This is a genomic window from Shouchella tritolerans, from assembly GCF_025770735.1.
GTDB classification, from domain to species: domain Bacteria; phylum Bacillota; class Bacilli; order Bacillales; family Bacillaceae_D; genus Shouchella; species Shouchella tritolerans.
In genome coordinates, this window is the sequence record NZ_JAODPB010000006.1 from 51,378 (window position 1) to 73,850 (window position 22,473).

Sequence of the window (22,473 nt, forward strand, 5' to 3'; positions counted from 1 at the left end):
AACCAGCCTTTTTTCCCATACATTGAATTAATGCTAGATTCCATATGAAAGGAAAAGAGGCGTTTTGATGTATCGGCCCCATTCGCAAGCGTCAACTGAGCTTTTGACTAAACGGTTATTCCTTAGGCTGCCACTGCCTGGCGACGGGTTTGCTTTGTATCAAGCGCTCCAGGCTTCCAGAAAAGAATTGATACCCTGGATTCCATGGGTGGAGAGAATGTCATCGCCAGAGCAAGCTGAACAAGGTGTACAGCAAGCACATGTTGATTTTTTGCAAAAAAAAGCGTTTCATTTCCACTTATTTGAGCAGCGTTCCGGCACTTTTGTCGGCTCCTGCGGACTCCATCATATTAACTGGGATGTCCCGCGTATGGAAATGGGGTATTGGATCGATAGCCGATTTGCTGGAAAAGGCTATATGACCGAAGCGGCAAAAGCGCTTATGTCCTATGCCTTCTTTACACACTATACCCACCGCCTTGAGATTCGCTGTGATCGAAACAACAAAAAAAGCCGGGCGATTCCTGAGAAGCTCGGCTTTATGCTTGAAGCGACATTGCTAGAAAACGAACGGAGCCCACATACAGGAGAACTGATGGATACGTGCATTTATACAGCTTTTCATCCGTCTGTCTCCCGGCCACCTGAGTCTATTTCGGGAAAGCAAAATAGCGCTTTGCATTATAGTAGCTAATGTCTTCGACAATCTTGGCGAGCCATTTTTCGTCTGCTGGCCATTCGCCCCGCTCAACCCATTCACCGATGCGATTGCAAAGAATGCGGCGAAAATATTCGTGGCGCGTGTATGAAAGGAAGCTACGGGAATCCGTAAGCATACCGACAAACAAACTTATCAAACCGTTGTTTGCCAAGTCGGTCATTTGTTTTTCCATGCCATCTTTCGTATCGTTAAACCACCAGCCTGAACCGAACTGGATTTTTCCAGGTATGCCGCCTCCTTGGAAGTTGCCAATCGCAGTCGCGATCACCTCGTTATAAATCGGGTTTAATGTATATAAAATCGTCTTTGGCAGCTCATTCGTCCGCTCTAGCTCGTTTAAAAAACGGTTTAATGATTCAGCAAAACGGTCATCACCCATAGAATCAAAACCTGAGTCTGGTCCAACTTGCTCAGCCATCCGCGAATTATTGTTTCGCAATGCCCCTAGATGAAATTGCATGGTCCAGCCGAGTTTGTTGTACAGCCGTGCCAAAAACAACAATACGTATGTTTGGTATTTTTCTTCCTCTTGCGGCGTAAGCGTTTCTTGGTTTAGCGCTTTTTGAAACGCCGCTTCTGCTTCTTTTTCGGTCGTATCTATAAACGGGAGTGTGCGAAGCCCATGGTCAGAAAGAACACAGCCTTCCTCGGCAAAGAACGTTGCCCGTTTTTCCAGTGCCTCCAATAAAGAGCGGAGCGATGAAATGTCCACTTCTGCTGCAGTCCCTAACGTTTCTAAATAAGAGACAAAGCTAGGCGCTGAAGCAAACAGGGCTTTGTCTGGGCGAAAGGCAGGGTACACCGCTGCTTGGCACGCTCCACCTGTTTTAATTTGCTGATGGGCTTCTAAATGGTCACTCGGATCGTCTGTTGTGCAAATTACTTCGACATTCGATTGCTTGATGATGCCTTGGACTGACCGCTCTGGTTCTGCCAGTTGTTCTTTCGTGGCGCTCCAGATGGCTTCGGCTGTATCACTGCTTAACAGCTCGTCAATGCCAAAATAACGTTTCAATTCCAAGTGCGTCCAATGGTAGAGAGGATTGCCCATTGTATAAGGGACCGTTTCCGCCCATTTAAGAAACTTCTCTTTATCATCCCCATCGCCTGTAATAAACGTTTCCTCGACGCCGACAGCACGCATCGCCCGCCATTTGTAATGGTCGCCATGGAGCCAAATTTCGCTAATGTTGTTAAATTGGCGGTTTTCGGCAATTTCTTGTGGGGGGACATGGCAATGGTAGTCTATGATCGGCAGCGTTTTTGCATAAGTATGGTAAAGTGTTTCTGCTGTCTTATTTTGCAGCATGAAATTTTCGTGAATGAATGCTTTTCTTGTTGAGATCATTTATTTCAGCTCCTCCATCGCTACTGTGTCCATATCCGTAAACGTATAATTTTCGCCAGCCATCGCCCAAATAAATGTGTAATTGCTTGTGCCGACGCCTGAATGAATCGACCATGGCGGCGAAATGACAGCCTGTTCATTTTTGATCACTAAATGGCGCGTTTCCTGCGGCTGCCCCATAAAGTGGAACACACGGGTATCTTCTTCCATATCAAAATACAAATAGGCTTCCATTCGCCTGTCATGGAGGTGGGCAGGCATTGTATTCCACATGTTGTTTGGCTCGAGCAGCGTCATGCCTACCATTAACTGGCAGCTTTCAATCCCGTCTTTATGGACATACTTGTAAATCGTCCGGTTATTTGATTCAGCATCTGAGCCTAGTTTCGTCGGTTGCGCTTCTCCGATCGGTGCCAGTTTCGTCGGATATGTTTGATGGGCAGTGGCTGACACTAAATAAAATCGGGCTGGTTGTTGTGGATCGTTGCTTGTGAATTCGACATGTTCATTGCCTTTACCGACATAGAGGCAGTCACGCTTTGCCAACTTGTATGTGTCTTTTCCGACCGTTACCGTCCCTTCGCCACCGATATTGATAACAGCCAACTCGCGCCGTTCAAGAAAATAATCGGTCTTCAAAGCATCGCCTGCGTCTAGGACAATCGCCTCACGGCTTGGCACAGCGCCGCCAATAATGAGTCGATCATAGTGGGAATAGCTTAAATGGAGTGCACCCTCTTCAAACAGCGATTCGACTAGGAAAGCATCTCTCATTTCCTCTGTTGTATACGTTTTAAAATCTCTTGGCCCTACTTCATAACGAATATCCATTTCCATTTCCCCTTTTCACGTTTTCGTTTGTTAGAGACACAATGGTTCGTTTACGCACTTAACCAACCGCCATCAACAGCTAGAATATGGCCATTCACATAGTTTGACGCCTCCGATGCGAGAAAAACAACAGGGCCTTTCAAATCATCAGGGAGCCCCCATTCGCCTTTCGGAATCCGCGAGCTAATGTAGGCATAACGGCTTTCATCTGTACGAATCCCTTCTGTATTGTCTGTAACCATATACCCTGGGGCAATCGCATTGACGCGCACCCCTTTTTTGGCCCATTCGTTGGCAAGGGCTTTCGTCAAACCAGCAACGGCATGTTTGCTTGCTGTATAGGCGGCAACGCGCAAACCGCCTTGGAACGACAGCATCGAGGCCACGTTAATGATCGATCCTGATCCCTTTTCAAGCATATGTGCGCCAATTTCCCGAGAGAGTGTAAATACGGCATCCACATTGACGTGCAATACTTCCCGCCACGACGCATCATCCAACACGTTCGCATCAGCCCGCTTAATGATGCCAGCATTATTGACCAAAATGTGAACGCTTTCAACATGATCCAAAACTTTAGCGGCCAGTTCTTTTGCCCCATCAGGCTGAGATAAGTCCGCTTTTATTCCATAAAAGCGCCCGCCAAGTTCCTCTATTTTTTGTTTTGTTTCCGTCATATCGCTAATTCCTGCACCAATGATGTTAGCACCCGCTTCGGCAAGTCCGAGCGCCATCCCTTGGCCAAGCCCTCGGCTAGCGCCAGTGACGACGGCTGTTTTTCCTGCAAGCGAAAACATCTCCATCCCCATTCCTCCTTATGTGTTTGTTTTGGTTCATTTACGTTTGATCATATCACAGCTTGAAACGGCTTACAACCAAGGCAGCGTTTTTTACTGCATTTGTTAATAAACGTTGATGCTGTATTCCTCCAAAACGCTTCGTGTTTCATTGTCTAACAGGTCATCGCTGACAAGTTCATCAATTTCTGTGATGTCTGCAAATCGCATTAAACCAACTTGGCCAAACTTGCTTGAATCAGACAGCAAGATCGTTTTTCGTCCACAATGGATTGCCGCTCTTTTCCATTCATAGTGAAAACTGTTTAGGATCGATAAGCCATGCTCAACAGAGACGCCAGTCGCCCCTAAAAATACTTTTTGCACATACAACGACTTGAGCATCGCCGTCGTTTGCTGGCTATACAGTGCGGAAGAAGTGCCTAGGCGTGTTCCCCCGAGCAAAATAAGCTGGATTGCTTCTTTTTCATAAAGGGCATTCGCGATCCGGATGTCATTGGTAATGACCGTCATCGGCTTGTCGCCAAGGCGCTCAGCAAGAGCAAGTGTCGTGCTGCCGCCATCCAGCAAAATCACGTCATTCTCACAAATCAACGATTTTGCTTTTTCAGCAATATCGTGCTTTTCCTTTTCATTTCTTTGCTCCCGTTCCTGAATCGGAAACAAGCTTGTGTCGGTTTCCATTAATACGGCACCGCCATGAACGCGCTTGAGCAGCTTTTTTTCTTCAAGCCGCTCTAAATCTAGGCGGATTGTTTTTTCCGTAACACCAAGCCATTCGCTCGCTTGGGAAACGCGTATCGATTTATGTTTCGCCAAATAGGCAAGCAGTTTTTCGTGCCGTTCCAATGTGAACATGATTCTTCACCTCCGTTCCATTATCACACATAAACGAACATAAATAAACACAAAAAACAGGCAGCTTTTTGTGAAACTGCCTGTTGACTACCTAACCGGCTGCCTACCCTAGAAATGGAATGACAAGCCCCCCGTAAACAAATGAGGCGACAATCACTAACGCCGGATGGACTTTTGCCTTTGTCAATAGTAGAAAAGCAACCGCTGCAATTGCCAATGACTGAAGCCAACCAATCTCGGCAGCGGCATCGCCAATGATATCGAATGTCAACACTACCATCAATATACAAATAACAGGCTGGACAGCAAGGGAAATGCCTTTGACCACATTTGATTGGCGGTACTTTCGCAAAACACGCATCAACAAAATCATGGCCAGCGCTGATGGAACAATGGTCGCTGCATGGGCAACGATAAAACCTGACCAGCCCCCGGCAGCAAACCCAACATACGCAGCAATTTTTGTTGCGATCGGCCCTGGCAGAGCATTTGCCAAGGCAAGGACATTGGAAAACTCATCGCTCGTCAACCAGTGATAGCGGTTGACAACTTCTTCAAACATAAGCGGAATGGAAGCCGGGCCACCACCATAGCCTAGCAAGTTAGCAAGAAAAAATGCGATAAATAAATATAATAAAATCATGACGACTCTCCTTTTTGCCTGCTCCGCCATTTATCCACCAGTTTATAATGAAATACACCGTAAATAATAAAGGCAATAATCACAAAACCAGGGTGGACGTCAAACCCTTGCAAAGCGGCAAAGGCAATGAGAAAAGTGAGGATGCCAAAAACCCAGCCGAAGCCTTTAACCGTCTTCTTGCCAAAATCATACGCCATTTGTGCGAGCAAAACGGCGATAACAGGCGTAACTGCCCCTATCATGCCAGCAACAACCTCAGAACCACTAATGGCATCAACAAGCGAAAAAAGCAACACCATCGCTACACTTGTAGGAAAAATATGCCACAACGTTGCCCAACAAGCGCCAGTCCAGCCCTTCAATCGATAACCTAAATAGGCCGCCATTTTCGTTGCCACGGGGCCTGGCAACGTATTGGCAATCGCCAACGTCTCGCCAAATTCCTCATTGTCCATCCATTTATACGTATCAACAGCTTCCACCCGAAACAGTGGCATGACAGACGGGCCGCCGCCAAACCCAAACAGCCCTGTCCGCAGCATCGCCAGTGCTAGCTGCCTATATTGCGTCACGGTCTCTTTCTCCACTGCGGTTATCCCTCTTTTCTCTATTCATTCTAGTTTACAAAGCTCCGCTTAGCGCTATAACCGAATTTTAGCGATGTCGAAGTTAGGCACAAGCCCTTGTTCCATCGCGCGGCCTAACAAGTTCTCAACCGCTTGATAGCCGTCTTCTCCAAGTGACTTCGTAAACTCATTTACATAAAGTTCAATATGGGCATTGGCGACTTCTTCTGAAAGCTCTTGGGCATGTGAAAGCACATAGTCGCTTGTCTCCTCAGCGTGTGCCCATGCATACTCAACCGATTGTTGGGCCCACTTCGCCAATTGCTCTTTATCGAGGGAGCGCTTGGCAATAATCGCGCCTAATGGGATCGGAAAACCTGTATCTTGTTCCCACCATTCGCCTAAATCTTGCAACAGGGACAGGCCATACGTTTGGTATGTAAAGCGTGCTTCGTGGATGACGAGCCCTGCATCGACTTCCCCTTTTGCGACTGCAGGCATAATACGGTCGAACGGCATCACCTTTATAAAAATGTTATTTTCAGGCAATTTTTGTTCAGTCCATAGACGGAACAATAAGTATGCAGTGGAGCGGTCACTTGGGACAGCAACTGTTTTCCCTTCAAGAGCAGTTGCTTCTTGCTGTTCTTTCGTTAACACAAGCGGCCCGCACCCACGACCAAGAGCGCCTCCGCTCGGCACTAGACAATAATGGTCCAGTACATACGGCAACGCAGCGTAAGAAATTTTCATGACTTCAGGCCCCGTCTGATCAATCGCCCAATAGTTGGTGCGGTCAATATCGGCATAGGTTACATTTAACTTAGGGGCACCAGCAATCTTCCCGTGAACCCATGCATAAAAGACAAATGTGTCATTTGGACATGGCGAAAAAGCAATCTCCAAGTTGTTCAACCTCCTTCAATTTCTCTGCTGCTTTCGTCAACGACGAAAAAGCACTCGCAAATTCCCAGCTTGCTTTATCGCGAATGCCTACTTGGTTTGAAATGGACCTTACTTCGGCAAAAGGCAAGCCAAACTCCGCTGCCGCATTGGCTACACCAAACCCTTCCATCGCTTCTGCCACTACGTCTTTCCCATAAGATTGACGAACGTTTAATGTCGCTTCTGTCCCAGTCACAGTCATCACGGACAAAATAGCACCAGTTGCTACAGATACGGCTTCTTCAAGTTTCCCAATATAAGCATCGTTTGCAACTGCAGGCAATGTTTGTGTACCAAAACCGAGCGAATCAATCGTCAAAAACCCTTCTGGTGACTCTGCTCCTATTTCCGGGGCAATAATCGACGTTGCGACAGCAACCGTGCCATTTGCCGCTTTTCCTGGGAAGCCACCAGCAATCCCCATGTTTATCGTTCCTTGATAGTGTTTTTGGGCGAGCTGCCTTGCTGTACGCGCTGCTGCCTGGGCGATCCCTACGCCGCCAACGAGTACTTCATAGGCTGAAGAATTTCCCAACCCTTGTAAGACAGCCTGCTTTTCAGGTTCCACGGAAACGACAATCAAAATAGGCTTCCTGTCTATCACGCGCCAACAATCCTTTCCAACGATTCTAACGATCTAGTATACCATAAATGAAGTTGCCAACAAAGTCCATTTGTTTGCTTTCAAGCCTGCTCAAAATAAGAATCACTTCTATAACCTATACATGAGGCAAGGAATCATTCATAGAATGTATTATCTTACAAATAAGGAGTGAATTTGGATGAAAGAATTATTTTTGAAAGCGCTTACTTTATTTTTGTTGTCTTTCCTGCTTTTTTGGCCGCAAGCTCCCGCACACGCTGGGTTTCTTGGCGCAGGAAAACCAGCCCCTGGCGCTCCGCCAGGAACATGGGTTGTCGGTGATACGCCAGCAACGACTGCTGGATCGCCGATCTTGTTTGTCCACGGCCTTAATAGTTCTGCACTCACTTGGTTCGAGCCAAATGACATGTTTGTACACACGTATGAGCAAGGATTTCCGAGCGCCTACATCAATTTGCACCCAGATAAATCAAACTGGCAAAATGGCGAGTTGCTAGCGGAAAAAATCCGTGATATTTATCACTATTTTGGTGAAAAAGTCACAATTGTTGCTCATAGCAAAGGCGGCGTTGATACGCAAACTGCGCTCCTTCATTATGGGGCTGAACCTTATGTAAAAGAAGTCATTACGCTCGGTTCGCCTCACCACGGAAGCGAACTTGCCAACTTAGCATATAGCAACTGGGCTGGCTGGCTCGCGGAAATCATCGGCCAACGCTCAGAAGGCACTGCCTCTTTGCAAACAGGGAACATGGCCTATTTTCGAGCGCAAACAGACGCTTTAATCTCTGGGCAATCTGTCCCTTTTTCGACGATTTCAGGAACGTCTTGGGGCTCGTTTGGATCTGCTCTCTATTTCGGCGGGCTATATTTGCAATTTTTCGGCACTAATGATGGGGCTGTGACAGTAAATAGCTCTAGACTAAGCTACGCACCAGAACTTGCTTCCAACCGTTGGGACCATATGCAAGTGGCGCAAGGCCATCTTGTTTTTCCTTTGCTGCAAGCGCAAATGGGTGCACAGGCTAAGGAAGAGGAGGAGGCGAAGCCCATGAGCGCAGCCATAGTCCGTGGCGGCCAATTTAACGGAAATGCCAGCCAGTCTTTTGTCGTCGAACCAAACGTAAATAAAGCGCAAATCTCAGTGCTCGCTAATGAAAAGCTTGACTCCGTTGAACTTCACTCCCCAGATGGGCAAGTCTATCATGTTGCCGCCGTCACTGCCGAGGAAGAGCACAGTGTTTTTTACGGAGCTTATGCCCATCATTTTGAAATGGATCATCCGAGTGCCGGGGAATGGGAACTAAAAATGGCACACCCGCAACCAACAGCCTATTTAGCTGTTATGGCGCTTGAAGGCGGTGTTTCGTCAGCCATCGCTTTTGACAGCGTTCGCCTCCAGTCTGACCTTGACCCGAATGCCATCGATATTAGCAAAACACGCTACACCGTCCATATCAATGATGACAACATCGCAGCCAATACTGCTTCGCTTCACGCGCTGCCTCCTCAAAAAGATGCTTCGCAAACGATTACCATTGATATTGAAGGGATGACAAGAAACGGTGATCGCTTTGAACGGACGATCGTTACCAACCGCTATGTCGATAAGCACGGCACTATTTATGAATGATCGGATAATGGTTTGATAGCGGCGAGTTTAAGAAACGGACTGAAAGAAGAGGAAGAATACGGTCAATTACCCGCAATAACAAAAAGGAACCCTACCAAAGCAGCTGGTCCACTAACATCGATGTGACAAATAGCATGTGTAAGCCAATAATAGTTGCCGGTTCCTTTTTCGATACCGAAAAAGGAACCTTATCTATGAAACCACACAAACGTAACTGTAGCTGCTCATCTCAATGAATGACATCGCTTACTGTCGGTTGCGACTCGTTCTTTTTTTAGAATCCTTCTAATACAATTTTCCAGCCGCAAATAATCTTGTTTCGTTGGATTGTTCACATTCAATATACAGACGACCGCTCCGTTTGCCTTTTCTTTTTTTAACGTTACATAATCGCGATCTGAAACAATCAAATCTGGTGTTTCCCCCGGCTCACAAAAACGCGAATGTGGATAGACTTCTTGAACCATTTTTAAACCTACGTTTTTTCCTGCTTTGCCAAAAATGGAATACAGCTTGATTTTAATAGGTTTTACTGCACCATCAAAACCCAATACATTTCTTAATAAAAATCGATACCTATCTAGCAATTCTCGTTTTGTCTTTTTATCTAACCAAATCACTTGTGTGGTCAAATGATCCAGAAACGAGTCAATCAATTGGGCAGGCTCTGTTTCAGAATGATCGTGACTGAAAAAAAAGGAATTACCCCTAAAATAGCTGTCTGCCAAATGAATGTTTATTAGATTAGCATATAGTGTTGTATATTCTTCGCCACTAATCGCGACACCAAAAAAATCAATAAAACGATCCAACCATTGAATTGTCCGTTTTACAAAATCAGCAGAAGCGTTGGAAAAAGCATTCTGGATAAAAGAAATGGAACGTTGGTCGCCTTTTTCTATATAAGAAAAAGAAATGAAGGCTAAGAATAAAAAGGCAATTTCATCCTCTAAATCTCGATCATTTATTTTTGTAAGCTCCTTATAAAGGGTATAGATATTTTTCCGGAATTGTTCAAACAAAGGATGTGTTTTCACAAACACGTCAAAAAAACGTTCCTTGTTAATGGTAAATCCTTTGCGGATTCTACTTACGTTTACACCTACCCAATACAACAACGATTCCTGGCAACTCCCAAACGCCTTGTACAATAACGATTCTGCTTGTTTCAGACTAATAACGTCAAATGGCCATTCCTCCGCCCAACTGGAATCCCAATAAAAAAGATAATAAAAATAACGAATTTGTTTTTCGTCGCCATGAATAATGGGCTCCCTTTTTAATTGAATGTCCAAATCAAACGTATTTAAAAGCGGCACTAATCTTTTTAGAGAACGATAAAGGGATCCATAACTAACATATGCTTCGTTTGAAAACTTAACGCTATTGACGAACTGACCCTTGAAAACAGTATCTAGAAACTGGTAAGGCAATGAGTTATGATTATACAGCCGTTCGATTGTCTTAACGGAAAACGCAAACGAGCGTTTCAACCAATAGCCTTTTGTTTTTTCTGAGCGAACGATTGTGGCTTGGTCTGTTAAGGTTTCTAGTTCCATAGCCAATTCATGTACATTTTTCTTCGCTGTTCGTTTTTCTATCCCGCATACTTCTGCTATCTGTGTAAGTGTGACACTTTGGCTTTGGGCCTCCAAAAACCTTAGGATTCGTACTTTAGAAACTGCACTCCCATTCAGAAAATAATCCAAGCCATTCACCTCTTCTCTTGCTTCCATAAATTAAATTGTTCTATTTGTTCTCTGTATTCATCCATATCTATGCTACTGTCGGAGAGAGACACTCATTGCCTATTCTTTATGTCAATTTACAATCGACACTGTATTCTTCTTACGAAAATGCGTCACATAGATTTTTGAAATTCAGGTTTGAGAGGTACATTGGCAAGAAGCATGCCCTATGGTGACATGCTTACACAGTATGTTCGCTTCTCCTAAAAGCAAAAAATCGATACTTTTGCTGCATTCCCTTCAAGGCAAAACGATGCACTGTTTAAGTTGTAGGATACGCATAAATGACAAATCGCTCAGGGGCGCTTCCTACATAATGAAAAGGATAACAAGTTGTTATGACTAACACTTCCTCCCCCATTTTTCGAATAACAGAAGTATCATCTGCGGAAACAATTTCGGTTTCTTTTAGCTCATACGTAAATTTGCCATAAGGCATCGTCACAATAAAAGAGTCGCCTATTTCTAGCTCCCCAAAGTTACGAAATACGGTGTCTCTATGACCAGATAACAAAATCTGTTCATCTTGCCCAGGAAAAGCAGATTCGGATAAATGACCTACGCCATTTTTTAAAGCCTCTTCATTGGTTCCTTCAACAACGGCAATTGTCCGATCTAGCTTTGGAATCTCTAATGTTGCAAAGGCTTCGTGAGCGTCTGGACGAAAGGCCTCTACAGCGCCAGCGTCTTCGTCTTCTCCAGCACGAATCCATTCACGTTCGGCTTTTTCTATATACGCTTTCGCTTCTACCAGTGATTTGTCTTGGGCACGTTCATGAGCCATTAGTTGATAAACAAATGCCCCCAAAACAATTAGACCTGTTATGATTAGCAAATTTCCAATTCGTTTCATATCGCGGTCCTCTCTATTTAAACAATCGTGATTCAGTCCTCATGTGCACAAAATAGCGACAGTAGCCAGATAAGTAATGTTCTACATCATCAATACGGCTTCGAAATGAATGGTGGCGAATAAAAAAGCTGCCAAGAATTCGAGAAGGGTTTTTATAATACATAGCCAATTCTGGATAAAAATATCCATTGCGTTGATATTCTGCGCGTTTGTGAATAGTGTTTTCAAGTTTTTTTTCATCGAATTCTGCTAAAAGGGTTCGATGGTCTGTTTCTTTCATACGCTGAATCATATTGTAAGCTGCCAATGTCAATTCTAAAAAAGTCGGGTATGTGGTGATGCGATGATAGATAAAATCTAGTTTAGCTTGAACATTTTGTAGACCAAAATGAAAGTACTTTCGCAATGGCTTATATCGTGTCAATTCCTCTGTACAATAACTAAGCCAGTGATCATGATTTTTCCAATATTCGTTAGCAATAAAGTAATCAAACGCTCTTTCAACTGTCTTCATCCATTTTTCATTTTTGTCTAATTGATAAAGCCTTAGCAAAGCAAAAGCAGCTTCTCCATCATAATAAACAATTCTAAATGCATCTTTTAATTCGAAAGATGGATAATGGAGGACATGGTGAAAGCCACCATTTTCTTGTTGAAGCTGACATATCCCATTTGCCAGCTGTTGGGCAACTGGAAGGTAACGATCATTTTGGAAAACGTCCGTATACTTTGTAAAAGCAAGAATGGCAGCTGCATTCGCTCCTAATTTAACTTCCAACTGATCTTGTTCGACTCCGTCGACAACATAGGCAGCCCCTTGCTTCTTATCAACATGTAGCCCCTTTAGCAAATAATCAAGGCCTCTTTCAATAGCGGGAATGGCCTCTTTGTCCTTAGTGATTTCGAGGGCTTCGATCATTGCATAAAGTGTACTGGCATGTCTCAACAAATTATAAAAATGAATTTCTTTATCAAAACAAGAAAAATACCCATATGTAAATTGGCCCGCCTCTTTATTCATTTTAGCCAAATAATTGAGTCCGCTAGCAATCATTTCTTTTACTTCCACAGCGTCTAAAAGGGTATCCCGTCTTCCGTTGTCCCTTGGCCCTTCTTTAAGGGCATAAAGCTGCTGATTTTCTAAAAAGTACCCTTTTGTTGTAAATGTGGTTACCGAGGAAACTTTGTTGAAATCTAATCGTTTTAAATGAGGGCGATGGTTCCGAATATAAGATTGAATGTTTTTTTCATTTAAATACCCTCGCTTTGTATCTTTGTCAATTTGAATCATTGCGTTTCCATTGATCTCTTGCTCTAAAAAAGCATAGCTAAAGTTTTCATCAAAACTGATTCCTTGCCTAAAGTAGTTCTTTTTTGTTTTGGTCATAGTGTTAATAAATGACAAAAGCGAGTGTTGTTCAGTACTAGTAACCCAGTCGATTTTTAAACAGGAATATTCCTGCTTCATGATGGAAACCCCTCTGTTGTAAAGACGTTTCCAAGCGCGCTGAAAACTATTCTCCTTGACGGTTAATACCGTTGCTCGTTTATCTAAATAGCCAATAGAAAGAAACAAGATAACCGGCTTTTCTTTTCGTAGTTCCTTGTACTCCCCTGACTCGGTAATAAATGCATGCAGTTGATCCATATCACGATTAAATATTTGGGTAAGATTCTGGTTCATGGCTCAACCCTCCTAGATTAGTTAAAGGGAAGCAAATGCTAATAGCGCATTTGCTTCCTTATAACACTTCTATCTCTTTCTCCGAAATAGTCGAGCACTTATTCCAGCTAATAGTGCTGCCATTCCCGTAACTCCTACAGTCCAAATGGAAGTTGCTGTATCTGGGAGCTTCTTCCCATCTTTCGAAGAGTCTTGCTTACCAGTATAGTCTCGATCGACCCGATTTTTATCAGTAACCCTGTCCACGTCCGCATCCGCATCCGCATCAGCGTCAGCATCGGCATCCGCATCCGCGTCCGCATCCGCGTCCGCATCCGCATCGGCGTCCGCATCAGCGTCAGCGTCCGCATCCGCATCGGCATCCGCATCCGCGTCCGCATCCGCGTCCGCATCGGCGTCCGCATCGGCGTCAGCATCCGCATCAGCGTCGGCGTCGGCATCCGCGTCCGCGTCGGCATCGGCATCCGCATCCGCATCAGCGTCGGCGTCCGCATCCGCATCCGCATCGGCGTCCGCATCCGCATCCGCATCGGCGTCGGCATCCGCGTCCGCATCCGCATCGGCGTCGGCGTCCGCATCGGCGTCAGCGTCCGCATCCGCATCCGCATCGGCATCCGCATCCGCATCCGCATCAGCGTCCGCATCGGCGTCAGCGTCCGCATCGGCGTCAGCATCAGCATCCGCATCCGCATCCGCATCCGCATCGGCGTCAGCGTCCGCATCGGCATCGGCGTCAGCGTCCGCATCGGCGTCGGCGTCGGCATCCGCGTCCGCATCGGCGTCCGCATCCGCATCCGCGTCAGCATCCGCGTCGGCGTCGGCATCCGCGTCAGCGTCCGCATCGGCGTCCGCATCCGCATCCGCGTCAGCATCGGCGTCCGCGTCCGCATCGGCGTCAGCATCGGCGTCCGCATCCGCATCGGCGTCAGCGTCCGCATCCGCATCCGCATCAGCGTCGGCATCGGCGTCAGCGTCCGCATCCGCATCCGCATCGGCGTCCGCATCCGCGTCCGCGTCCGCATCGGCGTCCGCATCCGCATCCGCGTCGGCGTCGGCATCCGCGTCCGCATCAGCGTCCGCATCCGCATCGGCATCGGCGTCAGCGTCGGCATCGGCGTCAGCGTCCGCATCGGCGTCCGCATCCGCATCAGCGTCCGCATCGGCGTCCGCATCCGCATCCGCATCAGCGTCCGCATCGGCATCGGCGTCCGCATCAGCGTCGGCGTCCGCATCCGCATCGGCGTCGGCGTCCGCATCCGCATCCGCGTCAGCGTCCGCATCCGCATCGGCGTCAGCATCGGCGTCCGCATCCGCATCGGCATCGGCGTCAGCGTCCGCGTCAGCATCGGCGTCCGCATCACTGTCGTCATCAAATATTACTGTATCATAATCCCCAATGCTGCTTAGCAGTTGAAGATCAATCGCACTATTGTGTACACCTGCGCCGTAAATTGGAACTTCACCAAATACATTGGTGCCGTCCACTTTTGTGTTCAGCGTAACTTCTGTCCTTCCCAGCAACTGCGCGCCAACCAAATCATTGGATAGATCTATCGCACCACCGGAAATATTATCAATTAGACCTAAAAGCGGTTGGACAAGCGCTTGAAGAGGCTCTAGAGGAACGGAAATCCCACCACCCAAAATGTCAATGCTGACATTGCCAATCGCATCTACTACATCATTCAGTAATTGAACCACAACATCTTGAATCGCCGATTCAAGATGATTTCCTATACCATCTGAAAAATTAACAATGATAGAACCGTCTGGCTGGACGACTGCTTCTACTTCATCATTATAAGCAAGCAGATCAGCTAGCGCTCCATCTATATTATTAAGCGCACTTAGAGCATCTTGTAATTCTGTTAATCCACTTACACGAATTAAAGGTGCCGTAATTGGATTATTTACAATCCGGTCAACTGCAGCAACCAAGTCATTAACTGTAGTATTCAATTGCTGCGTGATATCCCCTATTAAATTGCCTAGAGTTGGCAAAGAATCCATTGTAACTGGAAGGATTTCTACTCTGACTTGCGCCGGCCCTTCTACCGTCCACTTATCAGCAAGGTCAGGAGAATAAAAGATAACCGTACGCTCTGGACCGAGGAGTTCGGCATCAGCAAGGCCTCGCCCAGTTAAAGAAAGCCCCAGATCATAAAGCCCATTTTCGTCAGCATTACCAAGTTGAGCATTGACTGCAACATCCGTCAATAATTGAAACTCTGTTAAACTAGCTGGCGAAACGTAAGCATTTGGGTTTGTCAACACATTTCCAGATACGCCTTCCGCATTGGCAAGATTGCTGAAAGGCACTATTGTTAGAGTTGTAATCGCCGTAGAAGCGACCACTTTTGAAAGAGTGCTCATTTTTCTTTTTTGCCTATTTTTCATCTTTTTTTTGTAATCGTACTTTTTCGAAGACAATAGTCCACACTTCCTCTGTTAAGTATTTTCTCTCGGTAACTTTATTGATAAAAAGCAAAAAAGCATACATAATAAAGCCATTTTTCCGAATATTGATCGCGCATTAATAGCGATTATAAATAGCCACTGCTGTCCTAAAAGGTGTATGCAACCGATAGCCGACAGCGGTTTCGTATACCGAGGAATGACAAGGATTGCTTGCGAATGCTTCATAACGTACTTTTTAAAATCTGCTTAAATTAATAGGAAAAGAAAAACGATCACTCCCCTTTTCATGTTTGGTTTCTCCTAAGCACACATCTTACATCAAGAGGAACTAAGGCCTATTTATTCAAAACAAATAGGTCTATTTATTTATTTTAGTGTACTTGATACGCATGATAGCATACGAATAGCCCAGTCACGTATCATCTTTTTCCTACTTACATACCATTCCCTCAACCCAACACAATACTTAAGTCCTGTATCAAAAGATGCCTTAGATTGGATGTACAATCCTTCTGTAGAACTACTCCTATGAAAAAAAGACTTGATATGAAGCAACTGCTTTTGTAGAAAAACCGTTAATGTTAGGCGGGTTATACACCATTAAAACCCTTTAAATAGAATGATGTAGGTTGGTTTAATAATTCATTTCTCCTATTATGTTTTAAATCTATTAAATTTTATTTTCTGTGATAGAAATATCTCAACAAACCTTTAAAAGATTTCCCCTTATTTAGACATGTAATGATAGGTATTCTTTAAGATTTCTATTAAAATTGTTCAGCGATATTTAACTACATGTAAAAATAAAACCGTTGGTACAGAGTAATTAATGGGGATTAAAACCGAACATGGAGGATAAAGTACGTAGAAGATTTGGTAGTTTATGAGAAGAATTTTAAAATAAGATACTAGAGAACCATTCCATCGTTTAGCCCTGCTTATAGCAAAAAACACATTCTTTGTCTCCTAGATTTTTTATGGAGGTCTTTTCTGCCCTTTTAAAATGATCTCTTTTAGGCAACTGTAACTAATAAATGGGGCTACTATTGACGGTAGGTGGGCAGACAGCCTTGCGGGTGCTTTAAGAATACGCTTGATCTCCTTCAGCGCTTGATATTGAATGAATTTGCCTCCAAATTTTGCGGACAACCCAATATCAACTGGTATTTGATTTTCGGGTTTTTATGAAATGCTTCAACTGCTTGACTCGCTAAACCGCCTCCTAGCAAACTTGCAGTAAGGATAGGCGCCCTTTTGGGTAAATAATGCTTGAACCACGCCAGCTCAGTGCGAGGCGCGGCCTTTAATACACAAAAAAGCCGCAATGAACCAGATAGCATGATCCCTCACGGCGTGTCAATGCAAGCGTTTAAAATAGCTGTTCTTCTTAATTCTATACGCCTTTCAACCACTCATCGACTTTATCTTGGTTGGCATTCACCCATTTTTCCGCTGCTTCTTCTGGCTCCATTCCATCTTTTGCCATATACAACATGACTTCATTCATATCATCTGCTGTCCAGTAAAATTGGTCGAGAATTCGATAAGCTTCTGGCTTTTCTTCGGCCAAGCCTGCACGGACAATTGTACGGATTTCTCCGTTTGCTTCATAGATGCCTTTGCTGTCCTCAAGAAATTTTAGATCATACGAATTAAACTTCCAGTGAGGTTGCCAAGCGGTAATGACAATTGGTTCTTGCGCGGCATAGCGGTTGCCAAGCTCTGCCGTCATAATCGCATCTGAACTTGATGACAACGTAACATCATCAATTCCATATTCATGAAGCGCCTCTTCCGTTGTCATCATCACGCCTGCGCCAGCGTCAATGCCTGTGATGGTGCTGACGACATCAGCTGACAATTCTTCGATGCTGTCAATCTCCATATACATTGGGACAGCTAAGCCAGTTTGTGCCCCTTCCAGATTAGCTCCTAAATCGACAATGTCATCCTTATGCTGTTCATAGTGGACTTTCATATCTTCTGGCAGCCATCCGGCAACATGGGCATCGGCGCTTCCGTCTGCCACTGACGACCACATGATTCCTTGCTCAACACTTGTTAACGTTACATCATAACCGGCTTGTTCCAAAGCAATCTTCACCACGTGGTTTGAAGCGATTTCAGAATCCCATACAACATAAACGAGTTCAATTTCTTTGGCTTCTTCCCCTTGGGCGCCACAGGCCGACATCATGGGCAAAGCCAATAGGAAAAATGCAGGCAAGCGAATGGTTTTCACTATCGATCATCCTCTCTAATTATGTATAATATATTTAAAACGAATTAAATATTTTAGAAACTATACTAACATAGCCTCTCATTCTGTCAACATCCAACAGAACTGCCAGTCGTTCGCTACCTTGCTTTATTACAGGTAAACAGCTATACTATCGCTAAATTTGGTTAAATTGCAATTGAGGTGTTGAAATGGAAAACGATGAACATGCTTTTGAAAAATTAGAACAAGCGCACGCAATCATTAAAGACGGCATAGCCGATACGATGGACATTTATGGTGTAAACCGTTCAGTCGGGCAACTTTATGCGACTTTGTATTTAAACGACGGGCCGATGACGCTCGATGATCTCCGCGATGAATTAGGAATGAGCAAAGGCAGCATGAGTATTGGCGTACGCAAACTCCTAGAGGAGAAAATTATTCACCGCGTGTACCGAAAAGGTGAGCGTAAAGACTTGTATGAGGCTGAAAAAGACTTCTTTCAATTTTTCATTTCCTTTTTTACACGGAGATGGGAACGGGAGCGTAGCGTGAACCTCCAGGCAGTTAAACAAGCAATTCCTCTGTACAAAGCATTATTGGACGATGCTGAGACGCCAGACGAGGTACGAGCGGAAGCAGCACACACATTAAAAAAAATAACTGCTTCCCTTGAGTATTATGAGTTTCTTGGCTTACTAGTAGAACAGTTCCAAAATGGAAACCTTGCCAAAGATTTAGTTGAACGCTATAAAAACGAGAACGGCACCTCCTAACAAAGAGCTAACCGGATACAATTATCATCAAGTTTCAGTCAAAGAACCTCCTAAAATAGTGATCCTTACAATGGGCATCACTTATGAAGGGGGCTTTTTTTTTGACACAAACGAACAGAAATGATATGTTTATTTTATACAAAACGTTTAATATATATTAAACAAAATAAAGGAGAGAGGTTGATGATTCGCGGAAAGATGTTTATTAACGGAGAATGGACGGATGCCAAGAATGGCCAAGTTCGAGAAATTATCAATCCTTTTAACCAGGAAGTGATCGCAACAGTGCCAGAAGGTGCGGCTGAAGACAGCCAAGCTGCGATTGCAGCTGCCCGAGCTGCCTTTGATAAAGGCGTTTGGACCGCTACATCCGCAAGTGAACGAGGTGAACGGGTACGTCTAATTGGCCAAAAAATAGCCGATCAAAGTGAGGAATTCGCCCGCTTGGAGTCCCTTGATACAGGTAAAACGCTTGAAGAAAGCCGAACCGATATGGAAGACATCGCCAATGTGTTTTTTTATTTTGCTGGTCTGGCGGACAAAAATGGGGGCGAAGTCATTGAGAGCCCACTTCCGAATTCAACGAGCATCGTTGTCCGTGAACCTGTGGGCGTGTGTGGGCTAATTACGCCTTGGAATTATCCGTTGTTGCAAGCAGCATGGAAATTGGCGCCTGCACTCATTGCAGGAAACACCCTTATTTTAAAGCCAAGCGAACTTACACCCCTTACGACGATGAAACTATTTGAGCTATTTGAAGAAGTCGAGCTTCCTAGAGGAGTAGCCAACCTTGTGCTTGGCACAGGCAAGGAAGTTGGCGCGCTGCTTTCCGAAAGTACAGATGTCGACTTGATTTCATTTACTGGAGGCATTGAAACAGGAAAGACGATCATGCGAGCAGCAAGCGGTAATGTAAAAAAAATGGCTCTAGAACTTGGCGGCAAAAACCCTAATATCGTCTTTGCTGATGCTGATTTTGAAACAGCCATTGACCAAGCCTTAAACGCTGTCTTTTTCCATGCTGGTCAGGTTTGTTCTGCTGGCTCGCGCTTGCTTGTTGAAGAAGCGATTCATGATGTTTTCGTAGAAGAATTAGTAAAGCGGGCTAAACGTATCAAGCTTGGCAATGGCTTCGATGAAAAAACAGAGTCTGGGCCGCTTATCTCTGCCGCCCACCGCGCCAAAGTTGAAGGCTACATTAAAATCGGATTAGATGAAGGCGCTACACTTGCCTGTGGCGGAAAACGCCCGGACGCCCCTGAACTGCAAAACGGCTTTTTCTTAGAACCAACTATTTTTACAAACTGCCACAGCAACATGCGCATCGTCCAAGAAGAAGTGTTTGGTCCTGTGCTTACAGTCGAAACATTCAGAACAACAGACGAAGCGATCGCAAAGGCAAATGACACCATCTATGGGCTTGCTGGCGCTATTTTTTCCAATGATATTGGCAAAGCAGAACACATTGCAAGCAAACTTCGTTTAGGAACCGTATGGATCAATGACTTTCACCCATACTTTGCCCAAGCGCCTTGGGGAGGCTACAAACAATCTGGCTTCGGGCGAGAATTAGGCAAAATCGGCTTAGAAGAGTACACGGAAACAAAGCATATTTTCCGCAATAAGCAACCGCAACCAATCGGCTGGTTCCGCGGGTAAAAACAATCAAGGAGCGATAAACATGAGCATGCATATGAAAGTTGAATCAATGTTAAACTACCATACTTTTGAAGTACCGACCGCAATTAAGCATGGCATTGGCGCTATCTCCCACCTTGGCGAAGAAGTCCGCGCCCTTGGTTCCAAAAAAATATTGCTTGTGACGGACCCTGGCATTTACAAAGCAGGGATTACAAAACCAGTCGAACAAAGCCTCGAAAAAGCGGGCATTGACGTCGTCCTTTTCAACGAAGTTGAGCCCAATCCACCAACACGATTAATCGCCAAAGGTTCCAGCGTTTACGAGAAACATCGTTGCGACGGCTTAGTGGCTGTCGGCGGCGGCTCTTCTATGGATACAGCTAAAGCAATTGGCGTGGAAGTGACACACGAAGGCACAGTTCTTGATTACGAAGCAGCAGAGGGCAAAAAGCCGCTTGAACGGCGAATTCCAACATTGGCTACTGTTCCAACCACTGCCGGTACAGGTTCTGAAGTGACACAATGGGCGGTCATTACGGATGAACAACGAAAATACAAATTCAACACAGGCGGCCCCTTGATCGCTGCACACGTAACCATTATTGATCCACAATTGCATACTTCGATGCCTCCCCATGTCACAGCGATGACAGGCATTGATGCCATAGCCCATGCAATTGAATGCTACACGATGAAATATGCACAGCCCGTTACAGATGCCGTCGCCTTATTGGCAATTGAATATGCAGCCACCTATATACGCCGCGCTTTTGCAGACGGGGACGACCTAGAAGCACGCTATGGAATGGCGCAAGCTGCGATGTTAGCGGGGCTTTCCTATGGGAGCGAATCGGCTGGGGCCGCTCACGCAATGAGCCAGTCTCTTGGCGGCATCGTCCCTGTAGCTCATGGACAATGTGTGGCAGCAATGATGGGACCTGTCATGGAATTCAACTGGAAAGGAGCGCCTGAACGCTTTGCCCGCATTGCCCAAGCATTCGGCATAAACATAACGGGGATGACAACAAACGAGGCAGCCAAGGCAGCCGTCCGCTACATGTATGAGTTAGTCGAAGAACTGGAAATCCCGTCACTTGAAGACCAAGGCGTTGACAAAACACAAATTAGCCGTTGGGCGCAAGAAGCGTTGAAAGACCCACAAACCATTGGAAATCCTCGTGACTTGACGCTTGCTGATTATGAATGGATTTACAAACGCTGCTTTAACCTAGTACCAAGCACCCTTTAAACAAAACAACGAGCAAGCCGCTTCTGCGGCTTGCTTATTAGCAGTGAAAGGCAAACACCTTTCTTTCTCGCATATTTACTGGCTGCCGTCTTCTTGTTTTTGCTTATCATATTCCATCAGCGCTTGTTCCACATTCACTAAATGAATCATCATTGCCTGGTGGGCTTTGTCTTTGTCTTGCGCTTCCACCGCCTTAAAAATTTGTTCATGCTCATAATGGAGCTGTTTAAGCGTTTGTTTTTCGGCGTAAAGACTGATTTTCCGGCTCTCATACATGGTCATGACCAGCGTATCAGACAACTTTTGCATCATTTCAATCAGCAAATCGTTTTCTGTCGCCTCTGCCAAGGCTAAATGAAATCGAACATCTGCCTCCTCGCCTAAATCCTTACCAGCTTCCGCTTTGGCCATTTGCGAAAGCGCCTCCTCGATCTTGGCAAGGTGGTCAGCGCTGCGGTTTTCAGCCGCCAAACTTGCGACGCCGACTTCGAGAATTTTTCGCACTTGGAATAAATCTTGTTTCTCTTTATTCGATAAAACTCCCTTAATGCCTACTGGTTTGACCATACTTGAAAAATCAAATTTATTGACAAATGTGCCTTCTCCTTGGCGGATCGTCACAAGTCCGACTGCACGCAATGCGCTTAATGCTTCCCTAACGGCCGAACGACTTACTTGGAATGTCGCCGATAGTTTCTCGACTGAATCGAGTTTCTCCCCTGGTTGAATATCGCCGCTCCGAATCATGTCCTCGAGTTGGTCGCGGATCAATTCGGACACTTTTTTAGACTTTACTTGTTTTAAGGACATAGCAGACACCTCATTTGCAACTTCTCGTTTTAAGTATAGCATATGAAAACGAGCAACATCCTTTTGCTGACTAGTAAAAAGCATCTGCAGTCCCCTTCTACCTAGTGACATATCCAACAACTAAGAG

Annotated in this window: 19 protein-coding genes and 1 pseudogene; 6 read left to right on the plus strand and 14 right to left on the minus strand. The window is 45.3% G+C overall.

Annotated features, from left to right (window positions below; all coding sequences use genetic code 11):
• Positions 1–67: 67 nt before the first annotated feature.
• Positions 68–694, plus strand: a complete 627-nt coding sequence (locus tag N6H06_RS18295) for a GNAT family N-acetyltransferase (protein ID WP_263707654.1) — start codon at positions 68–70, stop codon at positions 692–694.
• On the opposite strand, the gene uxaC is transcribed toward N6H06_RS18295, so the two are convergent.
• The 8 genes from uxaC to N6H06_RS18335 all read right to left on the minus strand — a co-directional run bounded on the left by uxaC (position 651) and on the right by N6H06_RS18335 (position 7,292).
• Positions 651–2,069, minus strand: a complete 1,419-nt coding sequence (uxaC, locus tag N6H06_RS18300) for a glucuronate isomerase (RefSeq protein WP_263707655.1) — start codon at positions 2,067–2,069, stop codon at positions 651–653. The two genes, N6H06_RS18295 and uxaC, sit on opposite strands and share 44 nt — an antisense overlap.
• Positions 2,070–2,900: a 5-dehydro-4-deoxy-D-glucuronate isomerase gene (gene kduI / locus N6H06_RS18305; RefSeq protein ID WP_213029502.1), complete on the minus strand. Its 831-nt coding sequence runs from the start codon at positions 2,898–2,900 to the stop codon at positions 2,070–2,072. It abuts the gene before it with no gap.
• Between the two features lie 50 nt (positions 2,901–2,950).
• Positions 2,951–3,703, minus strand: coding sequence for a 2-dehydro-3-deoxy-D-gluconate 5-dehydrogenase KduD (gene kduD, locus N6H06_RS18310; protein WP_263707656.1), 753 nt, complete (start codon positions 3,701–3,703; stop codon positions 2,951–2,953).
• A 99-nt stretch (positions 3,704–3,802) separates the two neighbouring features.
• A complete protein-coding gene (locus tag N6H06_RS18315) occupies positions 3,803–4,555 on the minus strand; it encodes a DeoR/GlpR family DNA-binding transcription regulator (RefSeq protein ID WP_213029503.1) in 753 nt (250 codons plus the stop codon).
• A gap of 103 nt (positions 4,556–4,658) precedes the next feature.
• On the minus strand, positions 4,659–5,198 hold the full coding sequence (locus N6H06_RS18320; protein ID WP_062750262.1) for a chromate transporter: 540 nt from the start codon (positions 5,196–5,198) through the stop codon (positions 4,659–4,661).
• On the minus strand, positions 5,195–5,785 hold the full coding sequence (locus N6H06_RS18325; RefSeq protein WP_263707657.1) for a chromate transporter: 591 nt from the start codon (positions 5,783–5,785) through the stop codon (positions 5,195–5,197). Before N6H06_RS18325 ends, N6H06_RS18320 begins: the two co-directional genes overlap by 4 nt.
• A 54-nt stretch (positions 5,786–5,839) precedes the next feature.
• Entirely contained in the window at positions 5,840–6,670 is an 831-nt protein-coding gene (locus N6H06_RS18330) for a 1,4-dihydroxy-6-naphthoate synthase (RefSeq protein WP_062750263.1), read from the minus strand.
• Positions 6,639–7,292, minus strand: a complete 654-nt coding sequence (locus tag N6H06_RS18335) for a futalosine hydrolase (RefSeq protein WP_263707658.1) — start codon at positions 7,290–7,292, stop codon at positions 6,639–6,641. Before N6H06_RS18335 ends, N6H06_RS18330 begins: the two co-directional genes overlap by 32 nt.
• Positions 7,293–7,491: 199 nt before the next feature.
• Here N6H06_RS18335 and N6H06_RS18340 point away from each other — a divergent pair, with 199 nt between their 5' ends.
• On the plus strand, positions 7,492–8,946 hold the full coding sequence (locus tag N6H06_RS18340; RefSeq protein ID WP_263707659.1) for an esterase/lipase family protein: 1,455 nt from the start codon (positions 7,492–7,494) through the stop codon (positions 8,944–8,946).
• 224 nt (positions 8,947–9,170) lie between these two features.
• On the opposite strand, the gene N6H06_RS18345 is transcribed toward N6H06_RS18340, so the two are convergent.
• The 3 genes from N6H06_RS18345 to N6H06_RS18355 all read right to left on the minus strand — a co-directional run bounded on the left by N6H06_RS18345 (position 9,171) and on the right by N6H06_RS18355 (position 13,231).
• Positions 9,171–10,655: a helix-turn-helix domain-containing protein gene (locus tag N6H06_RS18345; protein ID WP_263707660.1), complete on the minus strand. Its 1,485-nt coding sequence runs from the start codon at positions 10,653–10,655 to the stop codon at positions 9,171–9,173.
• Positions 10,656–10,956: 301 nt separating this feature from the next.
• Positions 10,957–11,547: a class D sortase gene (locus N6H06_RS18350; RefSeq protein ID WP_062750268.1), complete on the minus strand. Its 591-nt coding sequence runs from the start codon at positions 11,545–11,547 to the stop codon at positions 10,957–10,959.
• Between the two features lie 13 nt (positions 11,548–11,560).
• Positions 11,561–13,231, minus strand: a complete 1,671-nt coding sequence (locus N6H06_RS18355; RefSeq protein WP_263707661.1) for a glycoside hydrolase family protein — start codon at positions 13,229–13,231, stop codon at positions 11,561–11,563.
• Between the two features lie 192 nt (positions 13,232–13,423).
• On the opposite strand from N6H06_RS18355, the gene N6H06_RS18360 reads away from it, so the two are divergent.
• Positions 13,424–14,638, plus strand: coding sequence for a hypothetical protein (locus N6H06_RS18360; protein WP_263707662.1), 1,215 nt, complete (start codon positions 13,424–13,426; stop codon positions 14,636–14,638).
• A gap of 24 nt (positions 14,639–14,662) precedes the next feature.
• On the opposite strand, the pseudogene N6H06_RS23100 reads toward N6H06_RS18360, so the two are convergent.
• Positions 14,663–15,628, minus strand: a pseudogene (locus N6H06_RS23100) (adhesive domain-containing protein); the annotation flags it as partial.
• Between the two features lie 1,414 nt (positions 15,629–17,042).
• Positions 17,043–17,891, minus strand: a complete 849-nt coding sequence (locus tag N6H06_RS18365; protein ID WP_062750270.1) for a glycine betaine ABC transporter substrate-binding protein — start codon at positions 17,889–17,891, stop codon at positions 17,043–17,045.
• Positions 17,892–18,079: 188 nt separating this feature from the next.
• On the opposite strand from N6H06_RS18365, the gene N6H06_RS18370 reads away from it, so the two are divergent.
• From N6H06_RS18370 to N6H06_RS18380, 3 genes are all read left to right on the plus strand, one after another.
• Positions 18,080–18,646, plus strand: coding sequence for a GbsR/MarR family transcriptional regulator (locus tag N6H06_RS18370; protein ID WP_062750271.1), 567 nt, complete (start codon positions 18,080–18,082; stop codon positions 18,644–18,646).
• Between the two features lie 183 nt (positions 18,647–18,829).
• The gene (betB, locus tag N6H06_RS18375; protein WP_404830361.1) at positions 18,830–20,305 is read left to right on the plus strand and encodes a betaine-aldehyde dehydrogenase; all 1,476 of its coding nucleotides are present in this window, start codon (positions 18,830–18,832) and stop codon (positions 20,303–20,305) included.
• A 22-nt stretch (positions 20,306–20,327) separates the two neighbouring features.
• The gene (locus tag N6H06_RS18380; protein ID WP_062750273.1) at positions 20,328–21,536 is read left to right on the plus strand and encodes an iron-containing alcohol dehydrogenase; all 1,209 of its coding nucleotides are present in this window, start codon (positions 20,328–20,330) and stop codon (positions 21,534–21,536) included.
• Between the two features lie 75 nt (positions 21,537–21,611).
• Here N6H06_RS18380 and N6H06_RS18385 read toward each other — a convergent pair whose 3' ends face one another.
• On the minus strand, positions 21,612–22,430 hold the full coding sequence (locus tag N6H06_RS18385) for a FadR/GntR family transcriptional regulator (protein ID WP_062750274.1): 819 nt from the start codon (positions 22,428–22,430) through the stop codon (positions 21,612–21,614).
• Positions 22,431–22,473 lie beyond the last annotated feature (43 nt).